13 protein-coding genes and 1 riboswitch are annotated in these 20,475 nt (G+C 53.8%); of the genes, 9 read left to right on the top strand and 4 right to left on the bottom strand.

Features of this window, described 5'->3' with window-relative positions; translation table 11 throughout:
- Positions 1-55: 55 nt before the first annotated feature.
- Both Q8W32_RS05635 and Q8W32_RS05630 read right to left on the bottom strand, forming a co-directional pair.
- A complete protein-coding gene (locus Q8W32_RS05635; RefSeq protein ID WP_305414094.1) occupies positions 56-1,108 on the bottom strand; it encodes a putative urea ABC transporter substrate-binding protein in 1,053 nt (350 codons plus the stop codon).
- 62 nt (positions 1,109-1,170) lie between these two features.
- Positions 1,171-1,281, bottom strand: a riboswitch (guanidine-I (ykkC/yxkD leader).
- 536 nt (positions 1,282-1,817) lie between these two features.
- The gene (locus Q8W32_RS05630; protein ID WP_303434588.1) at positions 1,818-4,139 is read right to left on the bottom strand and encodes a YgiQ family radical SAM protein; all 2,322 of its coding nucleotides are present in this window, start codon (positions 4,137-4,139) and stop codon (positions 1,818-1,820) included.
- A gap of 340 nt (positions 4,140-4,479) precedes the next feature.
- Here Q8W32_RS05630 and Q8W32_RS05625 point away from each other — a divergent pair, with 340 nt between their 5' ends.
- The 8 genes from Q8W32_RS05625 (at position 4,480) to Q8W32_RS05590 (ending at position 14,875) form a co-directional block, all read left to right on the top strand.
- On the top strand, positions 4,480-5,046 hold the full coding sequence (locus Q8W32_RS05625) for an ANTAR domain-containing response regulator (RefSeq protein WP_303434589.1): 567 nt from the start codon (positions 4,480-4,482) through the stop codon (positions 5,044-5,046).
- 2 nt (positions 5,047-5,048) lie between these two features.
- Positions 5,049-6,218 carry a CmpA/NrtA family ABC transporter substrate-binding protein gene (locus tag Q8W32_RS05620; RefSeq protein ID WP_305414093.1) on the top strand — a complete coding sequence of 390 codons (1,170 nt, stop codon included), beginning with the start codon at positions 5,049-5,051 and terminating at the stop codon, positions 6,216-6,218.
- 363 nt (positions 6,219-6,581) lie between these two features.
- A complete protein-coding gene (locus tag Q8W32_RS05615) occupies positions 6,582-7,967 on the top strand; it encodes a CmpA/NrtA family ABC transporter substrate-binding protein (protein WP_303434594.1) in 1,386 nt (461 codons plus the stop codon).
- A gap of 121 nt (positions 7,968-8,088) precedes the next feature.
- Complete coding sequence (locus Q8W32_RS05610) at positions 8,089-9,093, top strand: ABC transporter permease (RefSeq protein ID WP_303434591.1); 1,005 nt, start codon at positions 8,089-8,091, stop codon at positions 9,091-9,093.
- Between the two features lie 24 nt (positions 9,094-9,117).
- Positions 9,118-9,906, top strand: a complete 789-nt coding sequence (locus Q8W32_RS05605; protein WP_303434592.1) for an ABC transporter ATP-binding protein — start codon at positions 9,118-9,120, stop codon at positions 9,904-9,906.
- Positions 9,907-10,215: 309 nt separating this feature from the next.
- Complete coding sequence (locus Q8W32_RS05600; RefSeq protein WP_305414092.1) at positions 10,216-12,201, top strand: TonB-dependent siderophore receptor; 1,986 nt, start codon at positions 10,216-10,218, stop codon at positions 12,199-12,201.
- A gap of 14 nt (positions 12,202-12,215) precedes the next feature.
- Positions 12,216-13,520 carry an ABC transporter substrate-binding protein gene (locus Q8W32_RS05595; RefSeq protein WP_305414090.1) on the top strand — a complete coding sequence of 435 codons (1,305 nt, stop codon included), beginning with the start codon at positions 12,216-12,218 and terminating at the stop codon, positions 13,518-13,520.
- Positions 13,517-14,875, top strand: a complete 1,359-nt coding sequence (locus Q8W32_RS05590; RefSeq protein WP_305414089.1) for a di-heme oxidoredictase family protein — start codon at positions 13,517-13,519, stop codon at positions 14,873-14,875. The genes Q8W32_RS05595 and Q8W32_RS05590 overlap by 4 nt, the downstream gene beginning before the upstream one ends.
- A 50-nt stretch (positions 14,876-14,925) precedes the next feature.
- Here Q8W32_RS05590 and Q8W32_RS05585 read toward each other — a convergent pair whose 3' ends face one another.
- Positions 14,926-16,674, bottom strand: coding sequence for a bifunctional protein-serine/threonine kinase/phosphatase (locus Q8W32_RS05585; protein ID WP_305414088.1), 1,749 nt, complete (start codon positions 16,672-16,674; stop codon positions 14,926-14,928).
- Positions 16,675-16,707: 33 nt separating this feature from the next.
- On the bottom strand, positions 16,708-18,174 hold the full coding sequence (locus Q8W32_RS05580; RefSeq protein ID WP_303432344.1) for a NarK family nitrate/nitrite MFS transporter: 1,467 nt from the start codon (positions 18,172-18,174) through the stop codon (positions 16,708-16,710).
- 842 nt (positions 18,175-19,016) lie between these two features.
- On the opposite strand from Q8W32_RS05580, the gene Q8W32_RS05575 reads away from it, so the two are divergent.
- The gene (locus Q8W32_RS05575; RefSeq protein WP_305414086.1) at positions 19,017-20,312 is read left to right on the top strand and encodes an NAD(P)/FAD-dependent oxidoreductase; all 1,296 of its coding nucleotides are present in this window, start codon (positions 19,017-19,019) and stop codon (positions 20,310-20,312) included.
- Positions 20,313-20,475 lie beyond the last annotated feature (163 nt).

Below are 20,475 nucleotides of genomic sequence, written 5' to 3'. Positions count from 1 at the left end.
GGCGCTATTACCGTAACGCCAATGGTCGTATTGGAAATAGATTATGAGCTAATGCTTATAACTGACCGTTTTTGGCCATTTCCATATAAGTAGGATCAAAGCGAAGTTTTATATAGCTTGGGTCACCGAAAACGCCTGCAGGGGTTTCAATACCAATCACGCCGGCACCGGGTGCACCATCGCCTAGCAAGCCATGTTCAAAAGAGAACTCAGCGACGTTTTGCATTGTCGCGATAAGTTTTTCACTATTGGTTAGAGATAAAGCCGCTTCGGGTGTGTAGAACATCTCTGTGCTTGCTAACTGTGCATCATAACCAGCAAGATCCGTTTCAGAGGCTTCTGCCATGAAAGTACGTGTATCGATTGCTACTTTATCGCTGCCACTCATTAACTCCATGATTTCATACCAAGCGCCCACTAAAGCTTTACCTAGATTAGGATTCGCGTTTAGCGTGTCAGTATTGATCACCAATAGGTCAATAATTTCGCCTGGGATTTGAGAGGAATCAAACACCTTGTTGCTATTAGGCTGAGCTAGGATTTCACTTACTAGAGGGTTCCAAGTCACAACAGCCGTAATATCGTCAGTACCATAAACAGAAACCATGTCAGCATCAGATGTGTTAACAACATTCACATCCGCTTCTTTTAGACCAACCGTGTCTAATCCACGAGCCAATAAGTAGTGAGACACACTTAATTCAACAAGGTTAACTATTTGACCTTCGATGTCTGCAAGAGAGGTTTTATCTTTTAGAATGATGGCGTCATTGCCGTTGGAGAAATCACCTACGATTAACGCCGTGCTGTCCACACCACCTGCAGCAGGAATCGTCAATGCGTCCATGTTTGTCATGGTACAAGCATCGAACTGGCCTGTGGTGTATTGGTTGATAGATTCAACGTAGTCGTTGATTTGCACGACATCAATATCGATACCGTATTTGTCGCCCCATTTTTCGACGATACCTTCTTGAGCGCCATATGCCCAAGGCATCCAACCGACATAAATAGACCAACAAACTTTAAAAGAATCCGCCGCCATGGTATTGGCAGAAACAAGAAGGGAAAATAGTAGAACGGTTACTTTTTTTGAGCAGTATTTCATTAGAAGTCACCTTTTCAGTTTTAAAGTTACACATGGAGTACCCTTGGCAATAACGCCATGCGGTCTCCCGGGCTTTTATCCCGCCGTGTAACCCTGAAACATCAAGGTCGAAAGCTCTCGGACCAGTCTTCACTAAACTTTTCAGCCTAGCCGGAACCCTAGCTTTCTATTGAATTCTAAATTGTCTTGTCCGATATCACCAAAGATACTAACAAAAAAATTTAAGCATATAGTGTGCCAAATCAAAAACCACTTTAAAAACAAAGTGTTAGATTTTAATCATATCTATTTCACTCTACTCAAAGACAAGTATTGCTCTAAAATAGAGCAATACTGATAAGCATTGCTCTATTTAGGGTCTACTTGTAGTGGTCAACTAATCCCGGACAGTGTTTTGAGTTTTTCCTCAGCCTGCAACGGGCGAAATGCCACCATTGAATGCGTGAGATCGCTGTCGGTTGTAATAGCCCATCAAGTAGCTCCCGACATCTTTCTGGTCATCCGGCACCTCATTTATAGCGGCGATCTCACCACCTACGTGGTGTCCCGAATCATGGGACCACTACATACCACCCCGAATCGTAGGGACGCCCTCCATGGCTGCCCCAATATCTACTCCAATACCCGCTCCAATACCCAATCTAACAAACACAAACGGCACTGGTATGGCCACGGACGGCGCTGTTCCCTACCGTTCTGTCGCCATCGGTTATTTCAGTTTACGCACGCGTTTGGCAAATGGTGCCTTGCCTGCGCTGCCTTTTCCTGCGCCAGCGGCCTTGCCATTGACCACGCCTTTGGCTTTTTTCGCTGCGGCGCCTTGAGAGCGGGCTTTGTTATTGCCGCTGTCGGCTTTTTGCGCAACCGGTGCTTTGGTGGCCTTGCCTTGCACACCACGTCCTTTGGCGTGGTAGCCAGGACGCTGGCGGCTACCGGAAGGAGCATCTTCGGCGGGGATCAAGGCATCCGGGCCTTTACCAATCAGGTCATGGCGTCCCATACGTTTGAGTTCTTCACGCAGCATCGGCCAGTTTCGTTCGTCGTGGTAACGCAAGAAGGCTTTTTGCAAGCGACGCTGTTCAATGTCGCGGGGAATGGTCATTTTGGCGGTTTTGTAGCTCATCCGTTGCAACGGGTTACGTTCGGAGTGGTACATGGCCGTGGCCAGTGACATCGGTGATGGATAAAAAGTCTGCACCTGATCAACACGCATTTTCTGGCTTTTAAGCCAGCGCGCCAGGTTCATCATGTCTGAGTTTTCGGTGCCTGGATGGGCAGCAATAAAATACGGCACCAGATATTGCTCTTTACCGGCTTCTTTCGAGAACTTGTCGAACATGCGTTTGAAGTTGTCGTAGGTGCCCATCCCCGGTTTCATCATTTTGGTGAGGACGTTTTTTTCCGTATGTTCCGGGGCTATTTTTAACAAGCCACCCACGTGGTGGGTCACCAGTTCACGTACATATTCCGGATCTTCTACCGCCAGGTCGTAACGCAAGCCAGAGGCAATGGCGATACGTTTGACGCCGGGCAAGGCCCGCGCAGCACGATACAACTCGGTGGTCGGTTTATGGCTGGTTTTGAGGTTTTTACAAATACCGGGATACACACACGACAGCCGACGACAGTTTTTCAGGATCGTCTCGCTTTTGCAGTTGAGCATATACATGTTGGCGGTTGGGCCGCCCAGGTCGGAGATGGTGCCTGTGAACCCTGGTACCTTGTCACGGATTTCTTCAATCTCGTGAATGATGCTTTCCTGCGACCGACTCTGAATAATGCGGCCTTCGTGCTCGGTAATCGAGCAGAAGGTACAGCCGCCAAAACAGCCACGCATGATATTCACCGAAAACCGGATCATATCGTAAGCCGGAATGCGGGCATCACCATACGCCGGATGTGGAATGCGCTGGTACGGCAATGCAAAGACGGCGTCCATTTCGTCGGTTTCCAGCGGAATGGGCGGTGGGTTGACCCACACTTCCTGGGTACCGTGTTTTTGCATCAGCGGGTGCGCGTTATAGGGGTTGGATTCCTGGTGTAACACCCGTGAGGCATGGGCATACAGGGCGCTGTCGTTGCGTACCTTGTCGAATGAGGGCAAGCGAATATAGGTGCGGCTGTTGTCGTGTTCGACCTTGCGCTGCAATGGCATCGGGACAATTTTGACCGGCATGATATCGGTGTCGGCATCGGCCCCTGCTTCCAGCGCTTGCTGGTCGGAAGCACAGCTGTCGCTGTTGGCTTCTTTCATTTCATAGGGGTTGGCAATAACGTCGATTTTCCCCGGCCAGTCGATGCGGGTTGAGTCGATTTCAGTCCAGCCTTGTGGCGCGGCATCACGCAAAATGGCGGTACCACGCAGGTCGATAATATCCTTGATATCGCGCCCTTCGGCCAGTTTGTGGGTTAGATCCACCAATGCCCGTTCAGCGTTGCCGTACAGCAGGATATCCGCTCCGGAATCGATCAATACCGACCGCCGTACCTGATCGCTCCAGTAATCGTACTGGGCAATCCGGCGCAGGCTGGCTTCGATTCCGCCAATCACAATCGGAATATCCTTGTACACTTCACGGATTTTCTGCGAATAGACAATTACGGCCCGATCCGGACGCTTGCCCGGTTCACCGCCGGGCGTGTAAGCGTCTTCCGAACGTACCTTGAGATCCGCTGTGTAGCGGTTGATCATCGAGTCCATATTGCCCGCTGATACCCCAAAGTAGAAATTGGGTTGGCCAAGGCAGGTAAAGGCATCGGGATCGTTCCAGTCTGGCTGACAAATCAGGCCAACACGGAAGCCCTGGCTCTCCAGCAGCCGTCCGATGACGGCCATCCCGAAACTGGGATGATCGACATAGGCATCACCACACACCACAATAATGTCGCAACTGTCCCAGCCCAGCTGATCCATTTCCTCTCGCGTCGTTGGCAAAAACGGTGCGGTGCCGAAACACTCGGCCCAATAGGGAAAATGCGAAAACAGGTGTGGCACCTCGGTCGTGACCGGCTGCTGGTTGGACTGCGACATAAAATTCAAGCTCTTGTATACACGGACTGGCGGACGCCAAAGATTGGCTATTCTCCCAAAATTCGGCCCAAGACTGAAGAATAACCCAGTCAAATAGTCGGAAATTGGCGGTAATATCCCTATTAATTAACACCTGACCGCCTCAGCCGTGCAAAAGACCAGTATCTGATCACAAAAGCGTCATTGGCCGCTGCGTCCATAACAACAACAGGGAATCCATGCGCGCTTCTGTTATTCCAGCAAAAACTGCTAACATCCTTATTAACTTATCGAGATACAGCCCAACATAATGGCCCACCGTGAATCCCGAGCAAAACAGGGGAGCCCTCCGCCCCGAATCATGGTTGTTGATGACCAGGCCCCTCGGGCTGCCATCCTGCAACAGGCATTATCGGACGCCGGTTGTGAAGTCGTTGCCTGCCTCGCCAGTGCCCAGGGCCTGATGAAAAAGGTGATGGAACACCAGCCAGACGTCATTATTATCGACATCGAAAGCCCGGATCGGGACATGCTGGAGCATATGACCGTGCTGAATCAGCACAACCCCAAGCCGGTGATCATGTTTTCTGATGAAGACGACCCCGCCACTATTGAAAAAGCCGTACGGGCCGGAGTCAGTGCTTACGTTGTCGATGGTCTCAACCCCGCTCGCGTCAAGTCCATTATGGATGTGGCCGTCGCCCGCTTTCGGGAATTCCAGGCTTTGCGTGGCGAGCTGGAAAAAACCAAAAACCAGTTGGCCGACCGACGTCTGCTGGACGAAGCCAAAGCCTTGCTGATGAAGCAAAAAAACATGTCGGAAGAAGAGGCGTATCACGCCATGCGCAAAATGGCCATGGATCGCGGCCAACGTATGGTGGATGTCGCCAAAAACATTATTTCGGTAATGAACCTGCTGAACGGTTGACTATGACAGACTCTGATCCACTGGAAAAATCCAGCCTGATACTGGGCTACATGCCACTGAGCGACAGCCTGCCCCTACTGGTAGCCGATGCCCAGGGTTACTTTGCCGCAGAAGGCCTCAACGTCGAGCTGCAACAGGAAGTCTCCTGGGCCAATATTCGTGACAAGGTACTGGTCGGCCATCTCGATGGTGCACAAATGCTGGCCCCGATGTTACTGGCGACCCATTTGGGTCTGGGTGGTCTGAAAAAAGCCATGATGGCTCCCTTTGCCTTTGGCCTGAACGGTAACGCCTTTACGATCTCACGATCGTTAGGCCAACAGCTGGAAGAGCAGGCCTCCGGGCAATCTCCTGCAGGGGATGCTATCGCCTCAGGCAAAGCACTCAAAAAGCTGGTTCAGAACCGCCGTTCCCGGGGTGAGTCGCCGCTGATTTTTGCCACTGTTTATCCCTACTCCATTCACAACCTGTTGCTACGGGACTGGCTGGCCGCATCGGGCGTGGACCCGGATCAGGATGTGATTCTGGTGGTACTGCCGCCATCACAAATGGTTGATCATTTATCGCTGTCTCATATCGATGGGTTTTGTGCCGGTGCCCCCTGGAACTCAGTAGCGATCCAGCAAGAAGTTGGCGAATGCTTGCTGACTGGCCCGGACTTGTGGCACAGCGCCCCCGACAAGGTACTGGGACTGACCCAGGAGTGGGCCAATACTCACCCCAACACCACCCAGGCCCTGATCCGGGCACTGGACAAGGCCACTCTCTGGCTGGACGATCACCGCGAAGCCGCAGGAGCCTTATTGGCCGATGCGATTCAGATTCCGGTTGCAGCGGCTTTGCCAGCACTGGTAGGCGAGTTTGTTTACCGCCCCGGAGAATCCCAGCAGCAGCAGCCGGATATGCTGGTGTTCCACCGCTCATTGGCCAACTATCCCTGGCAAGAGCATGGCGTCTGGTTCCTGCAACAAATGCAGCGCTGGGGCTGGGTCAGTTCCGCCCTGGACTGCGAAGAAACTATCCGCGAGTGCTACCGTAGCGACCTGTACCAGCAAGCATTACAGCGGCCTGCACTCGTGGCAGAAGGTACCCGGCTGGCGCTGGATCATCGCGATCCGTGGCAGCTGGATGGTGTGGCCATGGCACCAACGGCGTTTAGTTATCATCGTTAATCCTGTCAGCAGAAACCACGACCAGAGACCACCGTCAGAAAACGCCCAAAACCGGGCTAACCTGGCCCGTTATTGCACCAGTCTTGTGCCGATTGATCAGGCGATGAGGGATTACCACTTGTTGGTCCAGCCTTGAGGTATTCACCAAAATACCACCCAAGGCCAGCTGTATGGGCATGACAGTGGTTTTTGTTTCTTTTTCCGGGTGATGCTCAGGTTTTGGCACATCGTTTGAATATCAGTCCTTATACAAGTCCAATGGCGGACTGCATTTAAAACACAGAATTCAAGCAAAGGCGCTACAACGTTTACACGTTGTGGCGCTTTTTTTTGCTTCAAAACCTGCTTCAGAGAGGAAATATGATGCGAGTAATTACTCCATTACGCCGAACATTACTGACCAGTGCTGCCATTCTGGCAACCGGACTGGCGACGCTGGCGGCACCCGCTGCGCTGGCAAAGCAGTACCCTGAGAAAGAAGAGCTCACGTTCGGCTTTATCAAACTGACGGACATGGCGCCTCTGGCCATTGCTTATGAAAAAGGCTACTTCGAAGACGAAGGCCTGTACGTCACTCTGGAAGCCCAGGCGAACTGGAAAGTGCTACTGGATCGTGTGATCGACGGCCAGCTGGACGGTGCTCACATGCTTGCAGGCCAGCCGTTGGGCGCCACCATCGGTTTTGGTACCAAGGCCGATATTATCACCGCCTTCAGCATGGACCTGAACGGCAACGCCATCACCGTCTCCAACGACATCTGGCAACAAATGAAGCCTTATGTCCCCATGGGAGCCGATGGCAAACCGATCCATCCAATCAAGGCCGATGCCCTGAAGCCGGTCGTTGACAAGTACAAGGCAGCAGGCAAGCCCTTCAATATGGGCATGGTATTCCCGGTATCGACCCATAACTATGAGCTGCGTTACTGGCTCGCAGCCGGTGGCATTCACCCTGGCTACTACGCCCCCGCCAAAGGCGATACCTCTGGCAAACTCAATGCCGATGCCTTGCTGTCGGTTACGCCACCACCACAGATGCCCTCCACCATGGAAGCCGGTACCATTTACGGTTACTGCGTGGGCGAACCCTGGAACCAGCAAGCCGTGTTCAAAGGCATTGGCGTACCGGTGATTACCGACTATGAAATCTGGAAAAACAACCCGGAAAAAGTCTTTGGTGTAAGCCAGCAATGGGCCGATAAATACCCGATCACCCACAAGGCCGTGGTCAAGGCACTGATTCGTGCCGCTGCCTGGCTCGATGCCGACAACAACGCCAACCGTCCGGAAGCCGTTAAAATTCTCTCCCAATCCAACTATGTGGGGGCTGATTACGACGTGATCGCCAACTCCATGACCGGCACCTTTGAATACGAAAAAGGCGACACCCGGGACGTACCGGATTTCAATGTTTTCTTTCGTTATAACGCAACCTACCCTTACTACTCCGATGCGATCTGGTACCTGACCCAAATGCGCCGCTGGGGACAAATTGCCGATGCCCAACCGGATAGCTGGTACATGGATATTGCCAAAAAAGTCTACCGTCCAGACATCTATGCCGATGCAGCCAAAGCCCTGATCAAGGAAGGCAAGCTGGATGCTGTGGATTTCCCGGACTTCACGACCGAAGACGGCTTCAAAGCCCCACAGACCCAGTTTATCGACGGCGTAACCTATGACGGTAAAGCCCCCAACGCCTACCTGAAAAAATTCAAGATTGGTCTGCAAGGCAACGACAAAATCTAACACTCGATAGATTTATCAGACCCCGTATCGACCCATACCAACAACAACGGTCGATGCGGCATACACGGCGGGGCGATGCCCCGAACGTCAGCAACCACCGTGCGACCCGGAGATATACAACATGAATATGGCACTGTCGAAATTGCCGTGGCTTGAGCCTATAGTGAAAATCCTGCAAGGCGACAACATCGGTCTGAATTTCCAGATCATCGCCAAAGCCATTGGTGTGCCGCTGGCCGGTATCCTGGTGTTCCTGATGATCTGGCACGGAGCCGCCAGTAATATCGAAACCTCGTTGGGTAATTTCCCCGGCCCTGCGGATGTGTACGAACAGAGCAAGGGCCTGATCAGCGAACACATTGCCGAGCGCGAAAAGGCAGAGGCCTTTTATGAACGCCAACAGCTGCGCAATGATGCCCGCGTGGCCGAAGACCCCGATTATGTGCCAAAGATTCGGGATTACACCGGCAAAGCCACGTATTTTGATCAGATCCTGACCAGCCTGATAACCGTCATGACGGGCTTTATTCTGGCCTCGCTGATCGCTATTCCACTGGGAATCCTGACAGGCCTGAGCGCCACGCTGAACGACGCGTTTAATCCGATTATCCAGATATTCAAACCCGTATCCCCACTGGCCTGGTTGCCACTGGTGACCATGGTGGTCAGCGCCGTATACGTCTCGGATGACCCGGCGGTGCCCAAGTCGTTTGTGAACTCCATGATCACGGTCATGCTCTGCTCGCTCTGGCCTACCTTGCTCAACACATCCGTGGGCGTTGCGTCCATTTCACAGGACTTGCAAAACGTCAGTCAGGTGTTGCGCCTGAACTTCATCACGCATGTCACCAAAATCGTCCTGCCCTCTGCCATTCCCATGATTTTCACCGGCTTGCGACTGTCATTAGGGATTGCCTGGATGGTACTGATTGCTGCCGAAATGCTGGCCCAGAACCCCGGGCTGGGCAAGTTTGTCTGGGATGAATTCCAGAATGGCTCATCCGACTCCCTTGGCCGCATCATGGTAGCGGTAATCACCATTGGCCTGATCGGTTTTGCCCTCGACCGTCTGATGCTCAGCCTGCAAAAAGCAGTGTCCTGGGACAAATCAGCCAACGTACGTTAAGCCATTAACACCGGAGAATTTATTATGAGCGTGATCCTCGACATCAGCCGCGTTGGCATCGAATTTCCAACCCCTAATGGCGCCTTCCGCGCTTTGCGCGACGTTGACCTGAAAATCAGACAGGGCGAATACATTTCCCTGATTGGGCACTCGGGCTGTGGCAAGTCCACGGTGCTGAATATCGTTGCTGGCTTGCTGCAAGCAACCGAAGGCGGCGTCATGCTCCACGGCCGTGAGGTCAACGAACCGGGGCCGGAACGGGCGGTTGTATTCCAGAACCATTCGCTGCTGCCCTGGCTAACGGCCTATCAAAACGTTGAGCTGGCGGTCAAAACCGTCTTCCAGGGCAAAAAATCCAAAGCCGAGATGCGCGCCTGGATTGAGCACAATCTGGAACTGGTACATATGACTCACGCCATGCACAAGCGCCCGGACGAAATTTCTGGTGGCATGAAACAGCGGGTCGGCATTGCCCGGGCACTGGCAATGGAACCCGACATTTTGCTGATGGACGAGCCGTTCGGGGCGCTGGACGCCCTCACCCGTGCCCATTTGCAAGACTCGCTGATGGACATCCAGAAAGAGCTGAACAACACCGTTATCATGATTACTCACGATGTCGATGAAGCTGTTTTGCTGTCGGATCGTATCGTGATGATGACCAACGGCCCGGCGGCGACCATTGGCGAAATTCTCGACATTGATCTGGAGCGGCCACGTAACCGCCTGGAACTGGCCGACGACCCTCGCTATAACCACCTGCGCCATCAAGTGCTGCGGTTTCTTTATGAAAAACACAAAAAAGTCGCCTGATCCGTCCTGATACACCTGCCCTCCGTCTTGCCCCAATCGTCACAGCAGCCACCGTTCTGATACTTTTATGTCAGAACGGTGGCCTGAAATCATGTCGTAATTCCTACAAACTCATCCTTTTGTCTTACAAAAAACAACAGTAAACGTTTGTTCTGACGACTTTATCCGTTCAAAACAGCGCCATTAAAGGTTTTTCACTCTGGTATGTAATTTGCCGTTATATAAACATATATATAACGAAACCATGGCTCAGATAATATTCACGAGCCAGGCAGCAACTAGCAATAGCAACCGCAGAGGATTACCCCGATGGAGCAGCGTTACAGGAAAGCAGTACCGGCCGGCGTCCTGAGTATTATGACCGCCATGGCGGCATCAGCAGACAACACCGATCGTTTCGAACTGGGGCGTATCGAAGTCAGCGCTGAACAGACATTACCAGCCACCAGCAGTGAATCAATCGACACCCAGGCACTCCGCGAAGAAAACCGGGAAACCGTTGGTGAAGCGCTGGATTTGCTCCCCGGCGTTACCCTCAGTACATTCGGTTCCCGTAATGAACAAACCCTTTATATCCGTGGTAACGACCTGCGCCAGATTCCGGTTTTTATCGATGGCATTCCAGTGTATGTACCCTATGACGGCTATGTTGACCTCGGCCGCTTTACCACCTACGACCTGGCTGAAATCAATGTCAGCAAAGGTTTCAGTTCAGTCTTGTATGGCCCCAATACCCTGGGTGGAGCCATTAATCTGATCAGCCGCCGGCCACAGCAAATATGGGAAGGCGATATCGGTATTGGTTATGCCAGTGGTGAGCAAGATGGCAGTGACAGCCAACGGGTCTGGATGAACATCGGCAGTAATCAAGGGCTCTGGTACAGCCAGATCAGTGCCTCCTGGCTCGACCAGAATGCCTGGGCCTTATCCGATGATTTTGAAGCCGTTGATACAGAAGATGGCGGCTTGCGTGACAACTCCTATCGCAACGACCAGAAAATCAGCCTGAAACTGGGCTACACCCCGAATAGCAGTGATGAATACGCCATTGGTTATATCAATCAGCAAGGGGAAAAAGGCACTCCTCCCTATGCCGGTACTGACAGTTCCACCAGTGCCCGTTACTGGCAATGGCCATACTGGAACAAGGAGAGCCTCTACGTCGTGACCCAAACCAGCCTGGGTGAAGGCCGCTATATAAAAAGCCGGGTGTATTACGATATTTTTGAAAACTCACTCTACAGCTACGATGACGACAGCTACAGCAGCCAGACCTATGGCTATGCCTTCCGCAGCTGGTACGATGATTACAGCTATGGTGCCAGCCTGGAATATGGTCAGCCACTGGGCAATCACAGTCTCAAGGCCGCCTTGCACTACAAGCTCGACCACCACGAAGAACACGATGACGACGACCCGAAACAGAATTATGAAGACGACATCGTCTCGCTGGCTGTGGAAGACACCTGGATGCTGTCGCCGCAGCAATACCTTGTAGCCGGTATCAGTCACGACCGCAGAAGAAGCCTGCAAGCGGAAGAGTACGATAGCGACACCGGTCTGATCAGCGATTTCGACAATAACAACGCCAGTGCCTGGAATCCGCAAATCGGCTGGTTTGCCCAGCTGGACAAACAGCGTGAAGTCCGTCTGACCCTCTCCCGCAAAACCCGCTTCCCGACCATCAAGGACCGCTACTCCTATCGCATGGGGTCGGCGTTGCCCAACCCGGATCTGGAAGCAGAAAAATCCACCATTCTGGAGGCTGGCGGCTCACAACTCTGGGGCGACTGGCTACGGCTGGACGGCACCGTTTTCTATAGCAAGATTCGTGATCTGATCCAGTCTGTTGACCTCGATGAAGACACCTACCAGCTGCAAAACATCGGCAAGGTCACCAGCAAAGGGCTGGAACTGAGCGCCGTCAGCTGGATTGGCGACAGCCTGCAACTGGATGCCAATTACAGCCTGTTGAAGCGCACCAACGACAGCTCCGACCTGGTCCTGACCGATGTACCAGACCACAAACTGCAGGGACGTATCAGCTGGCAGGCAACAGATCCTCTCCGCCTGGCCATTCGGGGCCAGTACGAAAGTGAACGTTACAGCGACAGCGATGGCACTATCGAGCTGGCCGCCTGGAGCCGAATCGACCTGACTGCCGACTACGATTTCACCCAGACCCTCAAAGGCCAGCTCGGCGTTACCAACCTCGGTGATCGCAACTACGCCCTGGATGACGGCTTTCCTGAACCGGGTCGTCAGTGGCATGCCAGCCTGAACTGGCAATTCTGAAGGGAGTGATACCGATGTTATATCGTCACCTGCTGCTGCCAGCGCTGTTGTTACTGCATACGCTGACCACCAGCGCCCAGACCATTACCCTGATGACCAGCTACCCGCAACCGGTCGTATCAGCATTTCAGCAAGCGTTTGAAGAACAACACCCAACCCTGCAACTCAATGTCCTCTGGCGTATGCCCTTTGATGCCCTGCCCTACCTGTTGCAACCGCAGCAGGGAGGCGTGGATGTCTACTGGACGCCATCCCAAACCAACTACCTGCGCTTAAAAGCCGCCGGTGCTCTGGCACCGTTAAAGCTGGATCGTACTGGCTTGCCGGATCATCTCGACCAGACCCGGCTGCGGGACATGGACGATACCTTTATTGCCAGTGAAATTGCCGGTTATGGTTTGTTTATCAACCCCCAACGTCTGCAGCAACTTGCCGTTGCCGAACCAACCAGCTGGCACGATCTGACAAACCCTCGGTTGCGGGGCACGGTCGCACTGCCGGTACCCTCGGCGGTCGGTTACGCGCCGATGCTGATCGATCAGCTTTTGCAGGCCGACGGTTGGCAACAGGGCTGGAACAACTGGCAAGCCATTGCCGCGAACAGCCAACTGGTTGATCGCCGTGGCAGTTTTGTTACCGACAAGGTCAGCACTGGCCAGGCAGCCATCGGTCTGACCATGGACTTCTTTGCCAACGCCACCATTGCCAGCGGCGCAGACGGGCGCTTTGTTTACCCGCAACAAACCGCCTTTAATCCAGCCCATATCGCCCTGATGACGGATAGCCGCCGGCCGGACGCTGCCCGGTTATTTATTCGCTTTGTGCTCTCGGAAGCAGGACAACAGCTGTTGTTTCACCCGGATATTCGCAAACTCCCTATACGCCCTTCGGTCTACCAACAGGCACCGGACAATATACCCAACCCCTTCGGCCTGGCACTGGACAGTCGTTATAACCCGGCCAAGGGCCTGAGCCGACGCCCCCTCACCAACGCCCTGTTTGATGCCGCCATTACTCATAATCACCCGGCGCTGATCGAGACCAGCCGGCTGCTGCATCAGGCCAGCCAGCTAGCTGCCCCGGAACCGGAAAACAACCCGATACTGCAACAGGCTTACGCGCTCTTTCATCGCCTGCCAGTGACCGAACCCGACGCTACCTCCGAGATACTGCACGATTTTCAACAACGAGAGCACAACCCGGCCGCCGACGCCCGTTGCCAGACACTGGAACAGCAGTGGCAAGGCGAGTTCGCCCGCCAGTATGCCGCCGCCGCTGATCTGGCTCGCCAGGTGATTGCCGGAGAGGCAACCTTATGATGCCACCTGTTGTTATAACGCTGCGGTTGCTACTGCTGTGGTTAATACTGCTGCCCAGTCTTGCCGCTGCGGATCCAATCACCAGCTCGGCACTGGGTCGACGGGCGCTGTCACAGCCAATGCCCGGATTAACAGCCACAGAGCTTGAACAGTTTCTGCAAGGACGCAGTCTGTTTGCCCAGATGTGGGTGATTTCACCCTCGGCGGATCAGCACGTCGATGGCCTAGGGCCGCTGTATAACGCCATCTCTTGTGCCAGCTGTCACCCCGGCAATGGCCATGGACGGGCACCCGACAGGCCCGGCCAGGCCATGCGCTCCATGTTGGTACGCCTGAGCTTGCCCGGCCACGATATCCATGGCGGGCCACGGCCTCATCCGTTCTGCGGTGACCAGCTGAATGAACAGGGCGTGCCCGGTGTGGCAGGCGAAGGGAAAGCCAGTGTGTCGTATCAGGAACAGGTAGTCCGACTGGCGGATGACACCGCAGTAACATTGCGACGACCACAACTCAATCTGTCCGCCAGCCGCTGCCAACCTGCCACAGAGCTACTGACCTCCGCCCGCATTGGCCCGGCGCTGGTTGGTCAGGGGTTGCTGGATGCCATCCCCAACGCGGCTATTTTGCAGCGGGCCGACCCGGAAGACCGTGATGCCGATGGTATCTCCGGCCGCCCCAATCCGGTTTACGATGTCGCCCTGCAACAAATGACGACTGGCCGTTTTGGTTACAAAGCCAACGTGCCCAATTTGCGCCAGCAGATTGCGTCGGCCTTTCACGGTGATCTGGGTATCAGCTCCTCTCTGTTTCCAGACCAGAATTGCACCGCGGCACAAACCGACTGCCAGACCGCCGCCACCGGTGGTGACCCGGAATTGAGCGACGAGCAACTTGATCAGCTGGTGTTTTATCATCAAACGCTGGCATTACCTGCCCGACGTCAGCCCGAGGCACCGAACGTACAACTTGGCGAACAGCTGTTTTATCAAGCCGGTTGTGAGAGCTGCCATCGAGCACAATTCAAAACCGCGGCCAATGCCAGCCCGGCGATTCTGGCCAATCGCACCATTCAGCCCTGGAGTGATTTGCTCTTGCACGATATGGGGCCAGAGCTGGCGGATAATCGCCCGGATTTTAACGCCAGCGGTCAGGAATGGCGGACGACGCCATTATGGGGAATCGGGCTCGCGGACAAGGTCTCCGACCACCCCGGTTTTCTTCACGATGGCCGCGCCCGTAACCTGCTGGAAGCGATTTTATGGCATGGTGGAGAAGCCAGTAAAAGTCGAACGGCCGTTACTCTGATGAGCCGTGAACAACGTCGGGCCTTGCTGGATTTTTTACACTCGCTGTAAAGCAGCTGGGGCCTGGTCTGGGGTCTGGGGCATCAAGCAGGAAGACAGGGTCAGGCAACATGCCCCAGAATCCACCAGGCTTCCGCCATCGCAATCAGCATCAGTAGCGCACTCAGCGTCTGCCAGAAACTCAAAGGATGTCGCTTGATCAAAGGCTCTCGGGTGTGTTGCTGCAACAAGCTGTTATTGGGCTGATAGAGGTCGGTACGAAACTCGGAAAAGGAATCATACCGTTGTCGTATCACGGGGTGTGCCGCCTTTTGCAATACCAGCTCCAGCCATAGCGGCAAGTCCGGGCGGTATTGCCGAATCGGTCGATATTGCCATTCATGCGTTGATTTGGCCCCACGCCGCCCAGCCTGCTCCATGGCAAAGGGTTGTTGGCCAGAAAGCATTTCGTACATCATCACCGCCAATGAAAACAGATCACTCTGACTGTTGGCGATACCATCAATCACATATTCTGGGGCGATATAATTCACCGACCCCAGCGGCATATCTTCATCGTCGAAAACGCCGGACTCTGCCAACCCCCGTACCATAACGGTGCCGTAATCAATAATCTTGATATTGCCGTCAGCGGCCAGAATAACGTTTTCCGGTTTAAGATCACGGTGCACCATACCCATTCGTTGCATAACCCTCAGGCCATTAATCAACTGGTCGGCCAAGGCCCGTACCTGGGGTAAATCGGCCATCGGGTGATCCAGCATCCACTGCCGCAGACTGCAGCCATCAATCCATTCACAGATGTGATACAGAAAGCGGCTGTTGGCCTGCTGCGGATACACTTTCATCAGGTTGGGGTGATCAAGGCGACTGCCGATCCACTGCTCCCGGGCAAAACCATCGAGATACACAGGGTCATCTTCAAAGTTGAGCGATGGCGCTTTAAGGGCATAAAAACGACCATCACGGCGATCGATTACTTTATAAAGATGGCTGCGGGCATTGGCATGTATCACCTGCGTCACCCGGTAATAATCCAGCGTTTGGCCAACAGCTAATACCGGTGGAATGACCCGGGCGCTGACAGCCCGTTGTGTTTCATCCAGCCCGGCAGCGGGCAAGGACTGAATCCGTACCATCACACAGGTCAGGTTGTCATCCGATCCGGCCTGCAAAGCCGCATCCAGCACGTCTCGACAAATATGCTCAATCTGATGCTGGCGCGTATCCGCTCCAACGCTCGCCATGGCTTGTTGCAGCTGCTCATGACTGACAAACCCGTGAACACCATCCGTGGTGAGCAATAATTGATCGCCAACCTGCAGATCACAGGTCAGATAGTCCACTTCCAGACGGGAGTCCATCCCTAACGCCCGGGACAAGGCCGAGCCACCCTGGCTATTGTGTACATGATCACGAGTGAGCGGTTCCAGCACCCCCTCTCGCCAGTGATAAATCCGGCTGTCGCCGACATGAAACAGGTGGGCCGTGCGGGACTTAAGCACCATGCCGCTAAAGGTCGTGACCAAACCATTGTGCCGGGCACTGGCCTGCTGGCCATGATGGAATAGCCAGGCATTCAGCGCCGACAGCACTCGGGCGGCAGCGGTTTTGACATCCCAGCTGTCTGGTGTGCTGTAATAATCCTGCAAAAAATGCGTCACGCTGGTGGCGCTGGCCTGCTGCGCGTTATCACTGCAACTGACGCCATCAGCAATACAGACTCCGATGCCCTTGTATTTGACGGCTGACAAGGTCGGCTGATAAAGCGCAAACGCATCCTGGTTGAGCACCTTGGTACCAGCGGTAGTGACACCACCAAACTGGATGTCTAATGTGTTGCTACTCATAATGGCTCAGGTCCAGGATCGTTTTGATCAACATCAGTTCACACTGATCATTTCGACAGTGCCATCGTCGTTTACTTCAGCCATATGGCCCTTGGGTTCTTTCATTGCCAACAGAGCAATAAAACCCACCACCGCCGTGCCTGAAATCACCATAAAGAAAGTCGAGTATTCCACCAGCGACAAGATCGTCAGATAGGTAACCGCTCCAACGTTACCATACGCCCCTGTCATACCGGCAATCTGGCCAGTCAAACGACGCTTGATCAGCGGCACCACCGCAAACACAGCCCCTTCCCCCGATTGCACAAAGAAAGAACACACCATGGCTGCCACTACCGCCAACCAGACCGGCCATTCGCTATCCACCATTCCCATCACCAGATAGCCCACCGCCAGACCCGCGGTCAGAATCAACAAGGTCGGTTTACGGCCAAACTTGTCAGATAACCAGCCGCCTCCCGGGCGCGACATCAGATTCATAAAGGCATAGGCAGACGCCACCATACCGGCGATCACCGGCGACAGATCAAAGGTTTCGGCAAAAAACAGCGGCAACATGGACACCACCGCCAGCTCGGAACCAAACGTGGCGAAGTAGAGAATATTCAATACCGCCACCTGCCTGAACTCATACCGATGCATCTCAGGCACGGCTTCGCTAAAGACGGTTTTGTTCACTTTCCAGACGTGTGATACCTCATAGGCGTACAGCAGCACCAAACCGATATAACACATCAGCGCCGTGGTCTCGGACAACATGCTCACTCCAGCAGGCGATAACTTCCAGGCCAGCAGCGCCATAGCGGCATACATCGGCACTTTCATGATCAGCAACAAGAAGAAATCTCCCTGGCTGGTCACTTCCATTGCTCCCATGTGTTTGGGTTTGAAATAGGTCGCGCCCTTGGGGGTATCGGTAATGTTCTGGTAATACACCACGCTGAACAACAGACTGATCAGCCCTGTCAGACCAATCGCATACCGCCAGCCATCATCTCCGCCAAACCACAGCGCAATCACCGGCAAACAAAAGGCCGCGGCGGCAGAACCAAAGTTGCCCCAGCCACCATAAACACCTTCGGCAGTGCCCAGCTCATTCGCCGGAAACCATTCACTGACAATACGAATCCCAATCACAAAACCGGCACCGATAAAGCCCATTAAAAAACGGGCAATGGCGGCTTGTGTAAAGTCCTCAGCCAGGGCAAACATAAAACAGGGAATCGAACACACCGCCAACAAGGCGGAATACACAATACGAGGGCCAAAGCGGTCGGTCAGCATGCCGATAATGACCCGCGCCGGTATGGTCAGCGCGACGTTCAGGATCAACAAGGTTTTGATTTCAGAAGGCTGCAATCCCAGGCTGGCAGCCATGGCCTGCAACATCGGGGCGTGGTTAAACCACACCAGAAAAGTGATAAAAAATGCCATCCAACTGAGGTGGAGGACTTTCATCTTGCCGGTAAACGACAACAGATTAAAACGTTCGGCGCTCATAACATGCTCTCTGATCCATAATACATACAGTAGCTCACGCCCCACGACGGCAAAGATAACCGGCACGGCAATACAACGAATTCAAAAAGACAGGAGAAACAAACAGAGGGAGTTATTGCACCGGAGCGGTAGCAGAACAGGCACCGTGTATAAGTTATCGAGACCTCATACAGACACGCAACAGCAGTTACTTTCCCAGCGATAACGACAGCCGGTGGCTATCGATCTCTGATCAGTTTTTTTGAATGCGCCGTTGCGTAAGTGTCAGATCACAACGCTGCGAATCTGACGAATAACCAATAACGAAGCAGGAAGAATGCCAATGATCATTGCCGATGCATCGGACCCGACAAAAATCAGCCCCCGGTTCCATCGTCTCCACCGTCAATCGGCATGACCTCTGCCTGAGCGTTGACCTTGGCAGCGGTCTTTTTTGTTGCATCAGTGCCCCAATCGCGGCTGTTTATACTTGCCAACACCTTTTTATCGCACCGATTTCAGGCAAAAAACCACAGTAAGGTTCTATTTGAGTGCGAAATCATTCTTTGCCACATCAGGCTACTGATACCTTTCTTACTGTCATAGCTGATTATTTTGCTGCCCAGAAAGACCACCTCACAACAGATACCCCCATGTTGAGCAGATCGGCAGGCTCCATACCGAGACCGATATCCACCCGCTCTGGCATAAAATCTGCTTTGATTCCACCACGTCGACGCCGCAGGTAACCTCCTGACTGATCAAAGAAGATCACGGCACACAACATCGACACACATATTCCCTATAGCAAAGGCGCTCCCAGGTTGACTGGTGAGCGCCTTTTTTTATGCGAAAAAAATGATATGAACAGCAATAGTCTCGTTATTATTGGTAACGGCATGGCCGCCAACCGGGTTCTGGAAGAACTGGGCACCGACCACCCGTTCGATACCATCCACGTACTCAGTGATGAGCATCTATGCCATTACAATCGCATCATGCTGTCACCCTTGCTGGCCAACGAAACCACCCTGGCAGCGATTACTCCCCACGATGCCAGCTGGTATCAGCAGCGCCGTATTCATGTGCACCTGAATACCGCGGTTACCGGGATCGATACAGAGTTACAGCAAGTGGTCACCGCGACTGGCCAGCACTTCGACTATCAAGCGCTCCTGATCGCCACCGGCTCCCGCTCCGCCATTCCCAGCATGCCAGGAACCGACGGCGACCAGCCCGACAACGTACTCGGCTTTCGTACCATGACGGATGTCGATGCCATGCTGGCAGCACTGCCGACCCTCAAACACGCCACCGTCATTGGGGCCGGTTTGCTCGGTGTTGAAGCTGCAGTCGGGCTCAAGGCCCAGGGCGTAGAGGTAACACTGATGCACCGCAACCCGGTGCTGATGAACCGCCAGCTGGATGCCACCGCCGCCACGATCTTGCAAGAGGAGCTGACCCAACGGGGCATCGATGTACGCACCGGCGTCTCACCACAATCCCTGAGCCTGAACGCCAACCGCGCCACAGCCGTGCACTACCGGCTGCGCAACCAGCCAGACACCGACACCACAACCATCCGACTCGACACCGACCTGGTCGTATTTGCCACCGGTATTTTACCCAACCGGGAACTTGCCGCCGCCGCCGGGATAACCACCCGCCGTGGTATCTGCGTCAACTCGCATATGCAAACCTCAGACAGCCATATTTATGCACTGGGCGAATGTTGTGAATTTGAAGGACAAACCTACGGCCTGGTCGCCCCCATCTGGGAACAGGCCAAAATCGTCGCGGCAGGACTGGCTGCCATCCCCCCTCTGGCATCTCCCTTACCCCGTTACGCCGAACAGCAGCATCTGACCAAACTCAAGGTCTCAGGGGTTGATATTCACAGCATGGGGCAATTTGAAGCCACAGGGCACGATCAGGTTATCCAGCTACAAGACCTGACATCCGGTGTGTATAAAAAACTGGTGATTCAGCAGCAGCGTATTGTCGGCGTGTTGTGCGTCGGCGATGTACTGGATTCCAACTGGTATTTTGACCTGCTTAGCCAGCAGGTTGATATCCGTGCCATCCGCGCCAACCTGATATTGGGCAAAGGATATTGCGATAACAACGCCGCCGGTTTGCAACACAGGGTTGATGCGTAGGGGCTGGCTTCGCTCATAGCCATTACTCGCCGTTGCCGACAGCCATGGCGAGCGTACCGCTTTATATGCGAATCCAGAATCCATGCGCTTTCACACGTCTTGCAGATCTCGACAGGTTGCCCTGCCTCTCTCACTGAAAAAGCCATATCAACGGTACGGATAG

Origin of the sequence: Oceanobacter sp. 3_MG-2023, assembly GCF_030688925.1 — a bacterium.
GTDB lineage: Bacteria > Pseudomonadota > Gammaproteobacteria > Pseudomonadales > Oceanobacteraceae > Oceanobacter.
The sequence above is the reverse complement of the archived record's forward strand: the minus strand, read 5'-3'. Positions and strand labels throughout refer to the sequence as shown.